Genomic DNA, 18,332 nt, shown 5'->3' on the forward strand with positions numbered 1-18,332 from the left:
CCATGGATATCGCACGTTATGCCATAAAAAATCCAGTCAATATCTGGTTACTGGTAATAGTCTTTTTAGTCGGTGGTGCCGTTGCCCTTGGTAAAATTGGTCGCTTAGAAGATCCCGCCTTTACCATTAAACAAGTGCAAGTCGTCACCCAGTTTCCCGGTGCCAGTGCCGAGAAAGTAGAGCGCGAAATCACAGAGCCTTTAGAAATTGCATTACAACAAATGCCGCAATTAAAGCGGTTAACCTCAATTTCTAAACCGGGCATTTCTGAAATTTCAGTCGAAGTGCAATCACATTTTGATTCTGATGTACTCCCCCAAATATGGGATGAACTCAGAAAGCGCTTAAGAGATGCAGCAAAACAATTGCCTACCGGCAGCCACGCACCCAATGTGTATGATGATTTTGGTGATGTATACGGCATGTATTACGCACTCAGTGCCCCTGATTTTTCGCTTCACGAATTACGTGAATTTGCCCGCGTTATTCGCCGTGAACTGTTAGTAACTGAAGGCGTTGCAAAAGTGCAAGTTAGCGGTGTTCAGCAAGAGCAGTTAGTGGCTTATATCAACCCTTTTCAACTATCGGGTTTAGGGATCTCTTTTCCTGATTTAACCAGACTATTGCAAGAAAACCTGCAGCCATTTAACGGCGGCCGCGTTGAAGTGCAAGGTCGTCAACTTCGCTTAGTTGTTGAAAACCCGGTTGACCATATTGAAGAAATTTATAACCTCACCTTAGTCGTACCAGGAACGAATCAGTCAATTAAAGTTCGTGACATCGCCACTTTAAAGTTTGAGCCAGTCGACATTCAACCTGTGCTTATTCGTTATCAAGGTCACGATGCCATTACTCTGGCTGTTTCTGCCATTAATGATGTGAACATTGTTGAAGTAGGCCAACGTGTTAACGATAAAGCCAATGAATTACTGACAAAATTACCCGCAGGGATCACCCTCACGCCTATTTATGACCAAGCAGCCATTGTCGATGAGTCAGTAAAAGGCTTTATTAATAACTTGGTGCTATCGGTTGTGGTTGTAACATTAACCTTGATGCTATTTATGGGCTGGCGCTCAGGCGTGGTGGTTGGCTCTGTGCTATTAGTGACCGTGATGGGCACGGTGTTAATCATGTGGTTAATGGGATTACAGTTAGAACGTATCTCGTTAGGCGCGATGGTTATCGCGATGGGTATGCTGGTTGACAATGCCATCGTGGTTGCCGAAGGTATGATGCTGCGCATGAAGCAAGGTAAAAAAGCTGCTGAAGCTGCAAGCTTTATTGTTAAAAGAACACAGTGGCCATTACTGGGCGCAACCATTATAGGGATCGCAGCATTCTCTGGTATTGGTTTATCTGACGATGCGACCGGTGAATTTCTGTATTCTTTATTCGCCGTTGTTTTAGTGTCTTTAATGCTGAGCTGGGTGCTCGCCATCACAGTCGTGCCGCTGTTTGGTAAGTACTTTTACAAAGTTGAACAAAACCAAGCTGACCAACAACAGCATAGTGCATTTTACCGTGGCTATGAAAAAGTACTTCGTGGTGCGCTTAAGTTCCGCTGGCTCACCGTCGCTGGCTTATTCGCAATCACAGTTGTGGCATATGGCAGTTTTGGCTTAGTCAAACAAGGGTTCTTTCCGCCATCAAATGCGCCATTGTTCTTTGTGCATTATTGGGGCCCGCAAGGCCAAGATATTCGCGAGACCACCCGTAAAGTCGCGCTTACCGAAGCACTTATTTTAGAGCATGATGAAGTCGAGTCTGTAACGAGTTTTGTTGGTCGAGGGGCCGATAGATTCACCCTAACTTATGCGCCACAGCAACCAAATGAAAGCTATGGCTACTTCTTGGTACGCACGCACAATCGCGATGAAATCGATGGTCTGATCCAAAAGCTCAATAGCAGTATGCCTGCGCTCGATTTAAATGCCGATTTTTATACTGAGCGTATGCAATTTGGCCCAGGAGGAAGCGCAAAACTCGCGGTTAGATTCTCAGGTCCAGATGCCGAGGTACTGCGAGAACTTGCCGAACAAGCCGAACTGTTGATGATAAATGATGGTCAAATTCGAGATATTCGTCATAACTGGCGTGAAAAAGGGCTTGTGCTGAATGCCCATTACGACTCTGTCAGCGCAGGTATTGCTGCTGTATCTCGTAACGATTTCGCACAAGCCATTCAATACGCATCAAATGGACTTGAGTTAGGTAAGTTACAAAATGGTGATTACAGCTACTCAATCAAAGCCAAAGTGGCAGGTGTTGAGCAAAACGATATCGAAGCCATTGAAAACAGCCAAGTTTGGAGTTCATCACAGCGCACTTATATTCCCTTTAAACAGGTTTCAAAGGGAGTTGAATTAGAAAATGAAGAAACCCTAATTCATCGTCGAGATCGTGTTAGAACCATTACCATTTCGGCAGAGCCAGGCTTTAACGAAACCGCTGGTAAAGCGTTTGCACGCATTAAGCCACAAATTGAAGCCCTACCACTGCCTGATGGCTACAAAATTGAATGGGGTGGCGAGTACGAATCATCAAGAGATGCGCAAGAAGCCCTAGGAACAGGTCTACCAGCTGGTTTCTTAGTCATGTTACTCGTGTCTATTTTGCTATTTGGTCGCGTACGTCAGCCGCTCATTATCTGGCTTGTGGTGCCAATGGCCGCAGTAGGTGTGGTAACAGGCCTGCTCGTCACTGATATGCCGTTTGGCTTTATGTCACTGCTCGGATTTTTAAGTCTATTTGGCATGTTGATTAAGAACGCCATTGTGTTACTTGAAGAAATTGACCTGCAAATTGCCGAAGGCATCGAGCCAAGAGAAGCGATTGTTTCAGCAAGTAGCTCGCGTTTGCGCCCTGTTGCACTGGCTGCAATTACTACTATTTTAGGTATGGCACCACTATTGAGCGATGCGTTCTTTGCGGATATGTCAGTGACCATTATGGGCGGTTTAGCATTTGCAACCATCTTAACCTTGATAGCAGTCCCTGTGTTTTACAGTCTGTTTTATCGATTAAGTTATCGTAAAACCGCTTAACAACTCCGCCTTCCCCAGCCACAGTGGGCTAACGATATTTGTTAGCCCATTTTTATTTAAAAATGCCAAATATGAAGCCTCATCAACACTGTTGAAAAATACTCAACAGAAACAACTCTAGTGCGTAATATAAAATAATGTTTTTTGGTATATACTTTATTAAAATAGTTTCAATCATTCGGCATGTTAAAAAAATACTTTTTTGCACTGTTTCTCTTGCTTATCACATTGTTGCTGATTGCCACCTTAGAAACCTTTTTACCCAATCAACAAACTCCTAATAGCCCACACAATAACACCACTTTGTCACCGGAAGTCCAGTTGCAAGAAATCAGTAAGCGGCATCCTCTGCTGAACTTATATCAACTTGCTAAAAGTGAACCTGAAGCCGCTTTAATCGCTCTGAAAAGTTGGCAATCTAAGAACCAGAAAGCGCATAAAATAGAGTTGATATATGCCTTAAAGATAAAAAGAAGAGTTTCAATATATGCGCCAAAAGCTGTCTCTAAAAAACAAATAGAAATTGAAATTAAAGAGTTTTCTCAACAACATGATCTAAATTGGTTAGGAGCTTGGTTGACACATTTACAAGCAAAATCACAAATAAGAGAAGGAAACTTAAATGACGCGAAGAAAGGCATAGATGAAGCTCTAAATATCGCAGAACAAGAAAACCTAGAATTTTTATTAGTAGATTTTTATGTCACTGCAGGGGTCATTTATAATGCAGATAATCAACTAGCCCAAGCACAACAGTATTTTGACCTTGGCCTGTCCATTGCTGAAAAGCAAAACGACATATATAGACAATCAGTATATAACAATAATTTAGGCCTACTTTATGTGCATCTTGAACAGTGGCAGAATGCATTAGACTACCTCATCAAAGCTGAATCACTTTACAGTAAAATCGATAGTCCTGACCTGAATTTTCATTTAATTATTTTATTTAATCAATCGTTTGCACATATACAAGCCGGGGAAATAGAAACCGCTTGGGAAAAACATAACAAAGCAATGTCACGCTTAGCGCAAAATAAGCGCCCTTACCCTTATATTATTTCTCTAAAGAACCTTGCACGTTTATATTATTCACAAGAAAACTATAAAGAATCAGTGCTCGCTGCCTCAAATTGCTTAGCGCACGAAAATATAGAGAAATATAAAAAACAACATGCAATCTGTGCTTTTGAACATGCAAAGGCACTATATGCAATGCAACGATTATCCGAAGCAGAAGCATCTTTATCACTGTCTATTAAACTCTTTGAAGATATAAAACATGACCGCTTTTTAACAAAAAGCCTTTTGCTTCACGCAAAAATCAATGAGCAAGGTGCTAATATTGAAAAAGCATATACATTATATAAGCAATATTACAGCAATGAACGCGCATTTTTAATTGAAGATCTCAGGCTACTTGGTAATGTATTACAGCTTCAAAAAGTGACACAAGAACGAGATTTACTTGCCTCTCAAAATGCGCTTTCAGCGTTAAACAAACAAGTCGATGAACAAAAAGTAAAAATGCTCTGGCTTTGGCTGTTAGTTATTCTTTTCGCTTTAACATGGCTAATTTGGCATTTTTACAAAGTCAAAGACGACAATAAACAATTATATCAATTGAGCTTTAAGGACCCTCTCACTAAAGCATCAAATCGGCGTCATTATCATCAAGAATTAGAGAACCCTCAGATCTTAAATACTGAACAACTTTATCGATTAGTTGTTATTGATCTTGACCATTTTAAGCAAATAAATGATGAATATGGCCATGACTCGGGTGACCTTGTTTTAAAGGCCACTGCGAAGTTACTTTTAAACACACTTGAGAGTGATGAGTTATTTGTTAGATGGGGCGGTGAAGAGTTTTTAATGATATTAAAAGATACAAGTAACTTCTCTGAGCGAGTTTGCTCTTTTATATCACTCATTGCTGATACACCTATTGATGTTGCTAATAAGACCATCAATGTAACGACATCTTTGGGCTGTAGTAACGCAGTATTAATCAGTGATTTAAAATCATCTGATAAAGCATTCAAACTCGCTGATAAATGCCTTTATCAAGCTAAAAGAGATGGCCGAAATCGTGTTGTTATGCCTGAAGCACTCGTTAATTAGCTGCAAATACCATAACCATTTGCAGCTATAAGAACTATAATCTAAGACTCTATAGCGTCACCACGACACGCCCTCTAACTTTGCCTTCTAATAGTTTCGAAGCGGTTTCAACGACTTCGTTTAAACCTATATCAGCCGCAACGGCCTCAAACATGTCTGGTTCAATAATATCTGCTAAACGTGACCAAGCTTCTATTCTGTCTTCAAGCGGACGCATTACACTGTCGATACCCGCTAGCGTCACACCTCTTAAAATGAAAGGCGCTACAGTTGCAGGAAACTCCATGCTTTGCGCCAAACCACATGCAGCCACAACGCCACCATATTTAATACCTGCACACACATTAGCTAAAGTATGACCCCCCACAGAATCAATTGCCGCAGCCCATCGCTCTTTGCCAAGTGGCCTACCCGGCTCAGATAATGTATTTCGATCAATCACGTCACTTGCGCCTAATTTGGTCAAGTAATCTGATTCGTCCATGCGACCCGTTGAAGCAACCACTTTGTAACCCAACTTAGCCAATATGGCGATAGCAAAACTGCCAACACCACCATTTGCTCCTGTAACAAGAATATCGCCTTTTTCAGGCGTAATACCCTGCTTTTCAAGAGCTAAAACACATAACATAGCGGTATAACCCGCTGTGCCAATTGCCATGGCTTGTTTCGCAGATAAAGACTCAGGCAAAGGGATCAACCACTCACTTTTGAGTCTAGCTTTTTCAGCTAGCCCACCGCAGTGTGCTTCACCAACACCAAAGCCATTGAGTAATACTTTGTCACCAACTTTGAATTTGTCAGAATCTGATTGCTCAACCTCGCCAACTAAATCGATACCAGGGATCATCGGAAAAGTACGAACGACGGGCGCTTTACCTGTTATTGCCAATGCATCTTTGTAGTTCAACGTGCTGTGAGACACGCTTACAGTGACATCTCCTTCAGGTAAGACCTTGTCATCAATATCAGTAATTGACGCCTGATAACCTTGTTCATCTTTATTGATCAAAATACCTTTAAACATCGTTCGCTCCTAATTTAGACCGCTCGTCTATAAGGGCCTGTGATCCTTTTCCGTCCGAGTTTTGCTCTCTCTGAGCGAGCTTTGAACGCGACGCTCGGTTTGATGCTTAGCGAGCTAAGTACAAATCGAGCAACAATGTGCAAAGTTTGCTCAGAAGAGCCCTTTGGGCAGTGTTTGACTGGCATTTCTACTGCGTTATCGCAAGACTCACATGGAATAACCATGCTACGCTTGCTCCGCCTTGTATAAAAACCAGTCAAACTTCTGCAAAAACGAACTTAAAAGGTTAACAGGCCCTCAGTTAAAAATTTTACTTTTTTCTTTTGAAAGTGGACCTTACTAACTTTGAGATGCGGTAGGTAACCCCATAACAAAACACTTAAAATAATTATCGAGTGGTTTCACCGAAGCCTCTAAACGAGCACGGCTAACAGCGCCTTCCCAGCCAATCCAGAAATACTCAGCAAGCAGCGCGCAATCTGCATTTTGGCTCACTTGCCCTTGTTTTTTTGCCTCTTCTAAACACGCCGCGACTTCACATTGCCAAGTTTCAAATATTGCCACCAGCTCTTTTCTGAAACTGAGGGGTAATAAATCAACTTCTTGCCCCAAATTACCGACCAAGCAACCGCGTTTAAAATTATGCTTTTGTATACCTGACTTGGCATCTTCGACGAAATTACTCAGCCTAGACAGAGGCGCTTCATCACTTTGCGCTAAATGCCTTTTTAGCTTTTTCAAAAAATACGCGGCATAACTTTCAAGTACGGCCAAACCAAAGGCCTCTTTGCTACTGAAATAATGATAAAACGAGCCCTTTGGTACACCCACTCGCTTTAATATTTGTTCAATACCTGAAGCGGCAAAGCCAGATTCTGTTAGCTGCTCAAGTCCAGCTCGAATTAGCTCGGCTCTTGTATCTTGATTTTCACGCGCCACTTTGGGTGGGCGACCTCGTCGAGGCTTTGCTGTTTTTTCGATCATGAAACGATATTAGACCGACTGTCTAATAAAAGCAATTCTCATTTTTCAACTACCAAAACTTTAAATGAGAATTATTTAATGTTAGTTTTGTTATATTGTATCAATCAAACAAAGTTAACATGAGTCATAACACTGCGGCCCCACTTGAATACTCTGAACTAAACCAAACAGCTAGTTGCCAAATAAGCGCCTCTGCGAATGTTTTAAGCAATATTTACAATAAGGAAGTCACACTGACTTGCTTCTCAAATAAATCCAGTTGGGCGATATCACATGCAGCACAGTTATTTGCCAAGCAAAATCTAGGTACTGTGCTCCAATATCAGGGTGAGATAAATAAAGACTTATTTGAAGAGATTCTATTTAAGCTTGAGGGCAGTACGCATGCATCGTTACTAGCACAACATATTGAACTCATGCTAGAAATGTTTCAGGTATTATTCGAGCCTAAAGAAATCGGGTTAAGACTGATTGCCTGCGATACCTCTTTAAGCCCTCATTTCCATCAACCGCAGAACCTTGTAAGAATGGTTTCTACATTAGGCGGCCTAGGTGAGAGATGGGTTGCTCCCGATGAAGTTAAGTTTTTACCATTAGAACCAAACCAATTAAAGCCCGAAATTAAAGCGCCTTTACCTCATCATGTTTCTCAATTACAAGATGGTGATATTGCACTTATGAAAGGCTCTCAATGGGTTGATCATGAACAAAGCGCAATTACGTGTGCCTCTCCTGCATTTTATAATAACGAGTTCAAACTTTGTATATACATTGATTTTATTGAATAAAATCTGTGCAAACTCTTCTGAAGTTTTGATTATTGAGAAAAGACTTTTAATGAATACGTATGCATAACATTTCATTAACTTAGTTTATATGTGAGTTTTATGTTTCCTATTTCAACACGCAAGGAATGCGATAAAAGGTAAACACATGACAACACATATAAAATCAAATAAACAACTTAAAATTGCAGCGCTTGTACTTGGTGCTGTTAGCTTCCAAAGCAGCGCAGATGTTATTTTACATGCATTTAACTGGCGCTATGATGACGTTGCGAGCAAGGCTCAAGAGATTGCTGAACTTGGGTATAAAAAAGTACTCGTCTCTCCTGCTTATAAATCGACTGGAGATGCATGGTGGTCTCGTTATCAGCCACAAGATCTTCGTGTCATCGATAACCCTTTGGGCGATACCAATGATTTTAAGGCCATGGTGCAAGCGCTTAAAGCGCAAGGTGTAGAGACATATGCCGACATTGTTTTTAATCATATGGCAAACGAGCAATGGAAACGCGCTGATCTTAACTATCCAGGAAGCGAAATTTTAGCCGACTACGCCGCTGATATTAACTATTACAACGACATTACTTTATTCGGTGATGTTCAAAATGGTTTATTCGGGGCTGGCGATTTTCATGGTACATATGACCAAGGAGGTCCAAAATGTATCAGTAATTACAATGACGTTGGCGATGTACAATACAACCGACTGTGTGGCGCTGCCCCCGATCCAGGCCTCCCCGATTTAGACCCTAACAATTGGGTTATCACTCAACAAAAAGCGTATTTAAATGCGTTAAAACAAATTGGCGTAACGGGCTTTAGAGTTGATGCCGCAAAACATATGACCAACTACCATATTAATGCCGTGTTCGATGCCAACATTAAAAAAGGTACGCATGTATTTGGTGAAATTATAACGACAGGTGGTTCAGGTAGCGGTGATTACGATAACTTTTTAGTGCCTTACTTGGCACAAACAGGCCACTCAGCTTATGACTTTCCTTTATTTGCACAGATCAGAGGCGCATTTAATTTTGGCGGTTCAATGAGTCAACTTGTTGACCCTGCAGCCTATGGCCAAGCATTGGCCGGTAACAAAGCCATTACGTTTAGCGTTACTCATGATATCCCATTAAATGATGGCTTTAGATATCAAATTCTGGATGCCACCGACGAAAAACTTGCGAATGCATTTGTTTTGGGCAGAGATGGTGGCGTACCACTGGTGTATTCGGATAATAACGAAAGTGGTGATAACCGCTGGAATGACCTTTACCGCCGTGAAGATATCAAAGGCATGCTTAAATTCCACAATGCCACACAAGGCAGTAGCATGCAGGTGCTAAGCCACAATAGTTGTATTTTATTATTTAAACGCGAGCACAAAGGCGTGGTTGGTATCAATAAGTGTGGCACTGGCCAAGATATCTGGGTAGATACACAAGCCGATAATTTATGGTGGCACCGCAACTACCGAGATACATTAAGCAACGATGTGCAAAATATCTCGAGTCAGTGGCATAAGTTTTACCTACCAGCGAGAACAGCAAGAATGTGGTTGATGGAATAACCCTCAAACTCTATTGCTTTCAGATTAACTCCCTAGAAGTAACCTAAGGTCGCATTTATGCGGCCTTTTTTTGCTTTCATTTTAAAAGATCAAACAATATATCGAGACCATTAATTCTATCTGCGGTATCTAGAACTCGAATATCTTTCGCATCTCTGAAATTATGTAAGAAACCTTTTAACTCACCTTGCTTAAACCACGCACCAAAGCAGCTATGACAGTAACTAAAATGACTATTTTCGAAAAAATGTCGATGCAATTTACCACAGCCTGATGGACAAGTTAATTCTGTTGTTTCTTTCACTTGGCTTTGTACTTGACCAACAAATGCCATGTAATCGAACTCTTTGACGGTGCCGATTGCTTTTAGAAATTTCGCTGGTAACCAAGCTCCATGACATGCTGAGCAGCCATAACCTGTGTGAATTTCGGTTAAGTCATATTCAAGTTTTGCATTACATTGGTAACACTGCATACGTTACTTCCTTATAAACTCTTAATACCAATCTGATAATACATAAAACCTAAAAAGGTACAAACATAAAAAATGTCATAACACTGATCTAAAATGATTTTTCATCCATACTGATAGTCTGACAACAAAAGGACCTCAAAATGCTCAGAATTATAAAAGCCTTAGCCATTGCTTCATTACCCGTAATTTTTTCTTCAAATGTCTCTGCTGATGAACGAGGTGATGTGCGTGCTCAACTTGAACCAAAAGGTTACTTGTATGGCATTGGTCTTGGCTTAAGCCAAGAGATTTATAAAGGTTATGGTAATCGAGTAACACCTTTGCCTATTTTAGGTTATCGCGGTGACAAATTATCGGTATATGGTCCTTTTGTAAGTTATGAACTTTTAGAGTTAGGTGATATCGAATTCGAAGTGCAAGCTTCTCCTCGTTTTCAAGGCTTTGACGAATCAGACAGTGATGTCTTTATCGGCATGGAAGAAAGAGACTTTTCAATGGATTTAGGCGCAAATTTTAAATATGAGCGAGATAACTGGAAATTAAGCATTGGCTTTTTACACGATATTTTCAATAAATCTGACGGCTATGAAGTAAAAGCCAAAATTGGGAAAGCGTATCGATTTGGTCCTGTCTTCTTTGAACCAAATTTATCAATAAACCATTTAGATAAAAATCATGTCGATTATTATTATGGTGTAAGAGACTTCGAAGTCTCTCAAAACAGAGCATTTTATAAAGGTGATAGCGCTATAAACCAATCAATCGGTTTTTCAGTGTCGACCCCTATTTTCTTCGGTGGCTTCACTCAACTTGCAGTTGATTACACCATGTATGACAGCAGTATCACCGACAGTCCGTTAGTTGAGCGCGATAATAATTTAAGCATGAGATTGTTATTTAGTAAGTTTTTCTAGTCAAATAGATACTTGCTACAATAAAGCAGTAGCTTAACTTACTGCTTTTTTGTTTTAGGCATAAAATACTGTTCTAGTTTAACGTTTCGAGCTGCATTCTCGACTTCTTGACGCTCACTTTCTGACAACACTTTATATCCTCGCGGATATGGCCAACCATAGCCCCAGCGAAAAGGTGTTGGTAAGTAAGGGCTCCCGCCGACTCTAACTCCTGCCAACATCATGCTAGCGATAATAGGCTCGCCAACCTCTTTAACACATTGTTTTAATCGCGCGTCAGATTGTTCTCGTTGCATTACTGTACCACCCTGCCAATAATCAAAGTCATGGGCTACACAACAAGCTAACCATAATTTTTGCTGGTTAAAGGTACCGTCGGGAAACAAACTACATCCATCACTTTTAAATGGCTTTAATTCATTTGCATTTAAAGACATAGCACAGATAGAAAGTGTTAAATATAAAAGCCCTTTATTTAGCATAATATTAAGAAGTTAGATTAAAACAGGAAGGAGTTTAAATGAATTGACGCCATTAGTCTCATAACAGACACTTCCTTGGCGAAGATTAAAAAGATAGTTCAACTGAACAGCATTTATCCTTTGAAGTGGCTATAAGCAGCACCCACAGTAAAATGACCGCTTTCCAATCGTTTTACTAATTGTTGTGCTTCAAGTTCACTAAGTACTTGGTATAAACCATCACCATAAGTGTTGATACTATCTGCAGACAGTAAATCTACCGGTTCAGGAAAATGTTGGCTTACATCACTTAACACCATTCGAACCATTAGTTTCTCTACTCTATCCATATACTTACCCTCGATTAAAAAGATAATGTGTTTAAAGTAAAAATTATTTACTAACCGAAACGCAACAAAGCGCTATGGTTTAAGTTATGTCAACTTAGCGAAGTACGTTTAAAAAAGGAAGAAAAAATAGACAACTTTTTACAATAAATAAGCACAACAAGCGCCCTTTTTATAACCAAACGAATGCGTGTTATTGGCGACATCTAAAATGATAACAACTTATAAAACAACCTAAATTAGGGTCGCCGGACTGCTACATTGTGGATTTTATACTTAAAGTAAAACATCAAAACTTATAGCTCGTTATCTCTTTTAGTGCTTTATTGCATTGCAGTTTGCAAATGCACGTTAATTGAAAATTTCTAAGTTGATTAAGCCACTGTAAGTATTGAAAATAAGAAAATGAACTTTCGGTTTGATTTTTGCATAGTTTATAATGAATTAATCAGGATAATCATTATGACTTTAAGATCTTTGTTCAGCACCAATAAACTTATTGCTTTAGCACTTACTTTAACTTCCTCTTACGTGAGTGCAAATGATGCTTGTTTAGAAGGGCTATTTGCGGTCGACAGATACGCAGAACAAGGAAAAAATTCGCTATATCACATAGATTTAGAAAATAAATCTTATAGCAGAATGCCAGGCGCTTCTCTTCCTGTTAGCAACCTAGCTGCAACAAACAATCAATTGATTATGATGCAGCGATTAAATAAAGAAACGAATGCGTCAAAAATTTATCAGTACGACTTATCTTCTGGTGAGACGACTGAAATCGCAGATACAACAAGCTATCCAATAAAGCGTTCTGTTGTTTCACCTGGTGGCAGTTTTTTACTCGCCACCAGCCAAACTTATATGTATCAATTTGACTTAGAAACGGGCGACAAAACTGTACTAGGTAAAATGCAAACAAACGATGCAAGTTGGGATGATTTCGCCCATGGTGACATCACTTATTCAATTGATGGTAATACCGTCTATGTTCTAAATGCCAAGTCACTTTACATCCTTGATGAAAGCAACATGCAACTAGATAAAATTGGTGAACATAACTTAAATTGGCCATCTGGCATTGCGGCAGCAAACGATGGTCAACTATACGTTTCTGCAAGAAATAGTGGCGAAAATGCCAAAATCTACAAAATAAACCCGCAAACAGCTGAAGCAGAGCTTGTGATGGAAGGACCAGAGCATATTGCGGATCTAACTTATGTGTCTGAATGTGGTAACCCGCTGCTTACTATTGCCGATGAGTTTCAACAAGAAGTAAATGCGGCTAAAGCATTTTGGGAAGAGCAAAATATTGGCGGTGCGGCTGCAAACGTCACCTCATTTAAGGACGGCTCTTTTAACTTTAACGAAAGTGGCTATTTAGTTGAGAGTAAAGACAGGCTAAACAAACACAACAAAAATACCAAAAAGCCGAACTCAAACCGCTGTGCCAGACTTTGGAATAACTTGCTAGATCATAAATATACTCTAAACCGCTCTGGCGCAGGCCGTAAGAAATCTAATGGCGATACTAAATGGTATCACTCTACTGCAGATGGCGCTTTCAAAGTATCTAAAGCCAAAAAAGGGGTATGTACTTATACTCTCAATGACAACGACAACCTTAAATTAAACTATGACTCTAATACTGGCCTAGTGAGCATAGCTAAGTAAATTTATGACTTTAAAGCCCCAAAGTTAACGCGATATTTTTCGTTCAATTTTGGGGTTTTAAATTTAAGCTTGGCTATCAGTTTTTATAAGAAACCTGTTTAATGGGTTACTTTCGATATAAGTGCCCTACTCTTCAACGCTTAAATATTCACATCTAGATTAAATTCAATTAAAGTAGCGCTGTCTAACCATTGAGAACTTTATGTTTAAGCCACTTTCAAAAGTCTTCGTGACACTTGTTATTTTGATTGCCTTTATTGGGCAAGCATCGGCTTATAGCTTTATGCCCTCATTTGAGATCTCATCAATACATTCAGCACAATCACAATCAAGCAATTCAATTGATAGCGTCTCGAATTTATCTCTAAGCTCAAACAGTGACACTGAAGATGATTGCTGCGAAGTAGACTGCTGCGAATCCGAATGTATTTGCCCTGCAAATGCCTGTGCTGCCTTTATATTTGTCAGTAGCCTTGGCTACTCTCAGCCAATGATGCGTTTTACAGAGTCTATTGTGAACTCGCATTTAAATATGCCAAATAATATTGTCGAGTCGTTATACCGCCCCCCCATTTTTACCTCTTAGGGCAGATCCGCCCAAAACACTCCTATTCAGAATAATACCAATCCGCAATAACACTTAATCAATGACAGCTGAACATACTGTCATGTGTACACTTTGAGGTAAAAATGCAATTTAAACTTTCTAAACTGGCTTTGTCTGTATTTCTATTTTCACCCCTTTCTTCATATGCTGGCGGGCATGAAGAACATGAGCACGACCATCATGGTCATGAAAAAAAAGCCATAGAAAAAATTCAGGTCACCGCATCAAGACTAGGTCGCATAGTCACAGAATCGGCAACTCGTACCGAAGTCATTATTGGTGAAGAAGTTCAAGAAAAGGCGTTAATGCGCCCTGGTAATATTTCTATGCTCGTCGCTGAAACCGGTGGTGTACGAGTCCAAAATACCTCTCCAGCACTGGGCAGTGCTAACATTCGCTTGCAAGGTTTATATGGTCGCTATACTCAGTTACTGAGTGATGGCCTGCCACTTTATGGCGGACAAACCGCTTCTATCGGGCTACTGCAGATCCCCCCTACCGACTTAGCCAGTGTTGAAATTATCAAAGGTTCTGCATCGTCTATGTATGGCGGCTCTGCACTGGGTGGTGTGATTAATCTGATCTCTCGTACGCCTTCGGATGAATTCGAGGGTGAAGTATTATTAAATGCAACATCAAAAAATGGTCAAGATGTTACCGCCTATTTAGCCGCGCCTGTTTCTGAGTCAATGGGCGCTTCAATTACCGCAGGTGCACATCATCAAGAAGAACAGGACTTAGACGATGACGGCTGGCTCGATATGGCCTATTACGAAAGAGCAACAGTGCGACCACGTATATATTGGTCAGGTGAAAATGGCGCTAATTTGTATATGACCATGGGCGCCATGAAAGAGCGCAGAAATGGGGGGACCGCTGAAGGAGCACTTATGCCAGACGGTCAACCATTTGTGCAAAATCAGGATTCTTTGCGTCTCGATGGCGGTTTGATATTCGAGCAACCTTTAAATGACACTCTAAACTTAAATGTGCGTGGTTCATTGATGCAACAAGAGCATGAACACCAATATGGACGTGTGTTGGAAGATGACAAGCATAACAGCTACTTAGTTGAATCTTCAGTCACAGGCTTCACCAACAAGACAGCCTGGATTGTGGGTCTTGCGTATCAACAAGAGCAATTCGAGTCAGAACAGTACAATGAATTCGATTATACATTCGAAGTGACTGGTTTATTCTCACAGCTTGATTATGACGCGACTGACGAATTGGCGTTGTCTCTAAGCGCCAGAACAGATTGGCACAGCGAATATGGCACTCAATTTAGCCCGAGAGTCTCAGCACTATATAAACCAGAAAATTGGTCCGTGCGTGGCTCTTTCGGTCAAGGTTACTATGCGCCAACACCTTTCATCGAGGATATTGAAGACGCAGGTCTGTCACGATTAGCACCACTAGACAACCTAGAAGAAGAAACAGCCACCACTGCGTCTGTTGATTTTAGCTATACCGTCGATAGCATTGAAACAAGCCTGACACTGTTTGCGTCTGACATCGATAATGTCACTGAATTAGAAGAAATGAACTGTATCGGCTGTGACAAAACAGTACGCATTGTCAACGCAGCTGGCCAAAGTGAAATCAGAGGTGCCGAACTACTTCTTCGCTTCCGTTGGCATGATATTAAATTCACTACCAGCTATTTATACACAGATGCGAGCACGCAAGATGATACAACCGGTTCAATCTCACCTATCGCGCTAACACCCAGACATTCTGCGGGCGCAGTGATCATGTGGGAAGAGCATGGTAGTCATCTACTTGGTTTTGAAGCTTACTACACCGGCACGCAACAGCTCGAAAACAACCCATATCGCGCACAGAGTGACGCCTACTGGCACTTGGGGCTGTTAGGGCAGATTACATTTGGCAATGTAAGCTGGTTTGTAAATGCTGAGAACCTACTGAATGTTCGTCAAACAAAAGACGACCCTCTGGTTTTACCTGAGCAATCAGCAAGTGGGCGCTGGACAACCGATATTTGGTCTCGTAATGATGGCTTTACCGTCAATGCAGGTGTTCGAATTCAATTTGGCCATTAATACTCGCCTTCACTAATGCTTAGTCAAAAGGCTTAGTCAAAAGTCTAGGTAACGCATTACTCGATATAAAGTCAATTCGGGTAATGCGTTCATTTGTACCATGCAAACATGGTCGAGTTTCGATTCAAAATCTTAACGTCTAACTGCTCATCAGCAGCACTATAAGCTAACCCATAACACACATGCAGTGGCATCAAATGCTCTTCGCGAGGATGACAAAACCTTGCATGAGGTGCATTTGCCCAATCTAAGAGTCGGCTTGCTCGATTACTTTCATCAAGTGTTTTATTACTTACTGTGTCTCTGAGCCAAGTCTCAAATGCCAAATTTTTTTCATCAACTTCTCTGTCACCTTGCGAGAAAAAAGCACGCATATTATGAAAAGAGAACCCAGAACCAATCACTAATAAATTGTCATACTCTAGTGACTGTAGTGCTTTACCAATATTGAGGTGTAAGCTCGGCTCTAAACTCTTCGCCAATGATAGCTGCACACAGGGAATGTCACCCTCTGGAAACATGATTTTCAAGGGGATAAACATGCCATGGTCAAAGCCGCGTTGCGCATCGAGTTGATGTTCAATACCCGCTTGCGCTAGCGCCTTTGCCACTTCAGATGCTAACTTAGGCGAGCCAGCACATGGATACTGAATGTTATATGCCGCTTCAGGAAAACCAGTGTAGTCATAAATGAGCTCTGGTAACTCTGAAGAGGTAATTGTCGGCACAGCCTCTTCCCAGTGGGCGCTTATCAACAAAATAGCACTTGGCTTTTCAATACTTTTCGCCAGTTTCTCTAGTGTATTTACCATTTCTGTGTGGCTAGGGTCGCCCAATAAAGGCATCGGTCCCCCGCCGTGAGAGATAAAAAATGCATTGTGTTTTGTCGTCATAGCGCACCACCAAGATTAATAACTAAGCACTAACAGTAAAGTGCGTTTTATATCAATCCTCTTAATTAACTGATCAATTTTGAGGATGGGTATTACTTACGAATACCTTCAACATGCAAGTCGAGCATCACGGTTGTTGGACCTAGCACTTCTTTCATACCATAGTCTGCTAAACGAATTTCAGTGGTACCAGAGAAACCAGCTCGGTAACCGCCCCAAGGATCTTTACCTTCACCAATTTTTTGCGCATCAATGACAATATTCTTAGTCGTTCCATGCAATGTGAATGCGCCCTTAACTTCTAGTTTGCCATTACCTTTATCGATAATTTTGCTGCTTACAAATTTCGCAGTTGGGAATTTCCCAACATTTAAAAAGTCACCACCTCGAAGGTGTTTATCACGCTCAGCATGATTTGAATCGATACTCGTAGTATCAATATTCACTTCAATTTGTGCGTTGTCATAACTTTTACCATCGTAGTTAAAAGAACCTTCAAATGTGTTAAAACGACCCGTTAACCAAGACACACCTAAATGCGATGTTTTAAAGTTAATAAAGGCATGTGCTCCTTTGGTATCAATCTCGTATTCAGCAGCACTTGCCGTTGTTGATAACGCACCTAGAAACGCTGCAGTTAAAATAAGCTTTTTCATTGTAATCTCCTGTTTAGAAGCCAAAATATTTAATAAGTTAAGGTGAAGGCACCTACTTGTTTTAAAACACTTACTTTTGTGAAGTGTCTTAAAGCATGCGCTTCAATGTATTGTCTTTATCTATGAAATGATGTTTGAGTGCAGCTAGTGCGTGTAAAAGAACTAACCCCATCAAACCATAAGCACTGAATTTATGAATGAGTCCGGAGGTATCTGCTTGTTGCACAAATAACTCACCAAAGCTTGGCAACACAAACCAATTAAACACTTCAATGCCGCGACCGTCTGCTGTCGAGATTAAGTAGCCACTGACACAAATCACAACAATCAGCAGGTATAAAACGGTATGCGCAGCTTTTGCCATAAATTGCTCAAATGCGTTACCCACAGCATCTGGACTCATGTTATTTGCTTTCCAACATAGCCTTAACAGGGTCAATAGCAGTAAAAGTACACCGACACTTTTATGAATAAATGGTGCTGTTCTGTACCAATCACTGTAATAATTCAGCTCTACCATCCACCAGCCGGACGCAAACATGCCTATGACGACCACTGCAGAAACCCAGTGCAGGCTTTTAGCTATCCAACCATAGTTTTGTGTCGTGTTTTTCATTCAAAACCTCATTCGTTTGTTAACTCAATCAACAAACCTCTTTTTCAATGCTCGCTATATTACTATTACGATTTTTTATGATTAAGTAGAGC

At 40.7% G+C, this 18,332-nt stretch carries 16 protein-coding genes; 8 read left to right on the forward strand and 8 right to left on the reverse strand.

What is annotated here, in order from left to right; translation table 11 throughout:
- Positions 1-2 precede the first annotated feature (2 nt).
- Together C1E24_RS10330 and C1E24_RS10335 are read left to right on the forward strand one after the other, a co-directional pair.
- A complete protein-coding gene (locus tag C1E24_RS10330; protein WP_138481156.1) occupies positions 3-3,047 on the forward strand; it encodes an efflux RND transporter permease subunit in 3,045 nt (1,014 codons plus the stop codon).
- A gap of 183 nt (positions 3,048-3,230) precedes the next feature.
- On the forward strand, positions 3,231-5,171 hold the full coding sequence (locus tag C1E24_RS10335) for a tetratricopeptide repeat-containing diguanylate cyclase (RefSeq protein WP_138481158.1): 1,941 nt from the start codon (positions 3,231-3,233) through the stop codon (positions 5,169-5,171).
- Between the two features lie 49 nt (positions 5,172-5,220).
- Here the strand turns inward: C1E24_RS10335 and C1E24_RS10340 are convergent, their stop codons facing one another.
- Together C1E24_RS10340 and C1E24_RS10345 are read right to left on the reverse strand one after the other, a co-directional pair.
- Entirely contained in the window at positions 5,221-6,198 is a 978-nt protein-coding gene (locus C1E24_RS10340) for an MDR family oxidoreductase (RefSeq protein ID WP_138481160.1), read from the reverse strand.
- Between the two features lie 339 nt (positions 6,199-6,537).
- Positions 6,538-7,182, reverse strand: coding sequence for a TetR/AcrR family transcriptional regulator (locus C1E24_RS10345; RefSeq protein ID WP_138481162.1), 645 nt, complete (start codon positions 7,180-7,182; stop codon positions 6,538-6,540).
- Between the two features lie 119 nt (positions 7,183-7,301).
- Here C1E24_RS10345 and C1E24_RS10350 point away from each other — a divergent pair, with 119 nt between their 5' ends.
- Positions 7,302-7,970 (forward strand): DUF1826 domain-containing protein, encoded by a 669-nt coding sequence (locus tag C1E24_RS10350; RefSeq protein WP_138481164.1) that lies wholly within the window; start codon positions 7,302-7,304, stop codon positions 7,968-7,970.
- Positions 7,971-8,115: 145 nt separating this feature from the next.
- Positions 8,116-9,537, forward strand: coding sequence for an alpha-amylase family protein (locus tag C1E24_RS10355; protein ID WP_138481166.1), 1,422 nt, complete (start codon positions 8,116-8,118; stop codon positions 9,535-9,537).
- 76 nt (positions 9,538-9,613) lie between these two features.
- Here C1E24_RS10355 and C1E24_RS10360 read toward each other — a convergent pair whose 3' ends face one another.
- The gene (locus C1E24_RS10360; protein WP_138481167.1) at positions 9,614-10,012 is read right to left on the reverse strand and encodes a hypothetical protein; all 399 of its coding nucleotides are present in this window, start codon (positions 10,010-10,012) and stop codon (positions 9,614-9,616) included.
- A 140-nt stretch (positions 10,013-10,152) separates the two neighbouring features.
- On the opposite strand from C1E24_RS10360, the gene C1E24_RS10365 reads away from it, so the two are divergent.
- Positions 10,153-10,926 carry a MipA/OmpV family protein gene (locus C1E24_RS10365; RefSeq protein ID WP_138481169.1) on the forward strand — a complete coding sequence of 258 codons (774 nt, stop codon included), beginning with the start codon at positions 10,153-10,155 and terminating at the stop codon, positions 10,924-10,926.
- A 38-nt stretch (positions 10,927-10,964) separates the two neighbouring features.
- On the opposite strand, the gene C1E24_RS10370 is transcribed toward C1E24_RS10365, so the two are convergent.
- Together C1E24_RS10370 and C1E24_RS10375 are read right to left on the reverse strand one after the other, a co-directional pair.
- Positions 10,965-11,363 (reverse strand): hypothetical protein, encoded by a 399-nt coding sequence (locus tag C1E24_RS10370; RefSeq protein WP_240721985.1) that lies wholly within the window; start codon positions 11,361-11,363, stop codon positions 10,965-10,967.
- Between the two features lie 158 nt (positions 11,364-11,521).
- Entirely contained in the window at positions 11,522-11,737 is a 216-nt protein-coding gene (locus tag C1E24_RS10375) for a hypothetical protein (RefSeq protein WP_058030433.1), read from the reverse strand.
- 459 nt (positions 11,738-12,196) lie between these two features.
- On the opposite strand from C1E24_RS10375, the gene C1E24_RS10380 reads away from it, so the two are divergent.
- From C1E24_RS10380 to C1E24_RS10390, 3 genes are all read left to right on the forward strand, one after another.
- Positions 12,197-13,405 (forward strand): YncE family protein, encoded by a 1,209-nt coding sequence (locus C1E24_RS10380; protein ID WP_138481173.1) that lies wholly within the window; start codon positions 12,197-12,199, stop codon positions 13,403-13,405.
- A gap of 202 nt (positions 13,406-13,607) precedes the next feature.
- Positions 13,608-13,991, forward strand: coding sequence for a hypothetical protein (locus tag C1E24_RS10385; RefSeq protein WP_138481175.1), 384 nt, complete (start codon positions 13,608-13,610; stop codon positions 13,989-13,991).
- Between the two features lie 104 nt (positions 13,992-14,095).
- Entirely contained in the window at positions 14,096-16,075 is a 1,980-nt protein-coding gene (locus tag C1E24_RS10390) for a TonB-dependent receptor plug domain-containing protein (protein WP_138481177.1), read from the forward strand.
- Positions 16,076-16,164: 89 nt separating this feature from the next.
- Here the strand turns inward: C1E24_RS10390 and C1E24_RS10395 are convergent, their stop codons facing one another.
- The 3 genes from C1E24_RS10395 to C1E24_RS10405 form a co-directional block, all read right to left on the reverse strand.
- On the reverse strand, positions 16,165-16,968 hold the full coding sequence (locus C1E24_RS10395) for a DODA-type extradiol aromatic ring-opening family dioxygenase (protein WP_138481179.1): 804 nt from the start codon (positions 16,966-16,968) through the stop codon (positions 16,165-16,167).
- Positions 16,969-17,060: 92 nt separating this feature from the next.
- Positions 17,061-17,624 (reverse strand): YceI family protein, encoded by a 564-nt coding sequence (locus C1E24_RS10400; protein WP_138481181.1) that lies wholly within the window; start codon positions 17,622-17,624, stop codon positions 17,061-17,063.
- Between the two features lie 88 nt (positions 17,625-17,712).
- Positions 17,713-18,240, reverse strand: coding sequence for a cytochrome b (locus C1E24_RS10405; protein ID WP_138481183.1), 528 nt, complete (start codon positions 18,238-18,240; stop codon positions 17,713-17,715).
- Between the last annotated feature and the right edge of the window lie 92 nt (positions 18,241-18,332).

The organism is Pseudoalteromonas phenolica (genome assembly GCF_005876835.1).
Lineage (GTDB): Bacteria > Pseudomonadota > Gammaproteobacteria > Enterobacterales > Alteromonadaceae > Pseudoalteromonas > Pseudoalteromonas phenolica_B.

Bases quoted from the DNA above. Each gene is read 5' to 3' on its own strand.
- C1E24_RS10365 (WP_138481169.1), top strand. From the start codon at position 10,153: ATGCTCAGAATTATAAAAGCCTTAGCCATTGCTTCATTACCCGTAATT.
- C1E24_RS10360 (WP_138481167.1), bottom strand. From the start codon at position 10,012: ATGCAGTGTTACCAATGTAATGCAAAACTTGAATATGACTTAACCGAA.
- C1E24_RS10385 (WP_138481175.1), top strand. From the start codon at position 13,608: ATGTTTAAGCCACTTTCAAAAGTCTTCGTGACACTTGTTATTTTGATT.
- C1E24_RS10395 (WP_138481179.1), bottom strand. From the start codon at position 16,968: ATGACGACAAAACACAATGCATTTTTTATCTCTCACGGCGGGGGACCG.
- C1E24_RS10350 (WP_138481164.1), top strand. From the start codon at position 7,302: ATGAGTCATAACACTGCGGCCCCACTTGAATACTCTGAACTAAACCAA.
- C1E24_RS10335 (WP_138481158.1), top strand. From the start codon at position 3,231: ATGTTAAAAAAATACTTTTTTGCACTGTTTCTCTTGCTTATCACATTG.
- C1E24_RS10375 (WP_058030433.1), bottom strand. From the start codon at position 11,737: ATGGATAGAGTAGAGAAACTAATGGTTCGAATGGTGTTAAGTGATGTA.
- C1E24_RS10340 (WP_138481160.1), bottom strand. From the start codon at position 6,198: ATGTTTAAAGGTATTTTGATCAATAAAGATGAACAAGGTTATCAGGCG.
- C1E24_RS10390 (WP_138481177.1), top strand. From the start codon at position 14,096: ATGCAATTTAAACTTTCTAAACTGGCTTTGTCTGTATTTCTATTTTCA.
- C1E24_RS10355 (WP_138481166.1), top strand. From the start codon at position 8,116: ATGACAACACATATAAAATCAAATAAACAACTTAAAATTGCAGCGCTT.
- C1E24_RS10345 (WP_138481162.1), bottom strand. From the start codon at position 7,182: ATGATCGAAAAAACAGCAAAGCCTCGACGAGGTCGCCCACCCAAAGTG.
- C1E24_RS10400 (WP_138481181.1), bottom strand. From the start codon at position 17,624: ATGAAAAAGCTTATTTTAACTGCAGCGTTTCTAGGTGCGTTATCAACA.
- C1E24_RS10380 (WP_138481173.1), top strand. From the start codon at position 12,197: ATGACTTTAAGATCTTTGTTCAGCACCAATAAACTTATTGCTTTAGCA.
- C1E24_RS10370 (WP_240721985.1), bottom strand. From the start codon at position 11,363: ATGTCTTTAAATGCAAATGAATTAAAGCCATTTAAAAGTGATGGATGT.
- C1E24_RS10330 (WP_138481156.1), top strand. From the start codon at position 3: ATGGATATCGCACGTTATGCCATAAAAAATCCAGTCAATATCTGGTTA.
- C1E24_RS10405 (WP_138481183.1), bottom strand. From the start codon at position 18,240: ATGAAAAACACGACACAAAACTATGGTTGGATAGCTAAAAGCCTGCAC.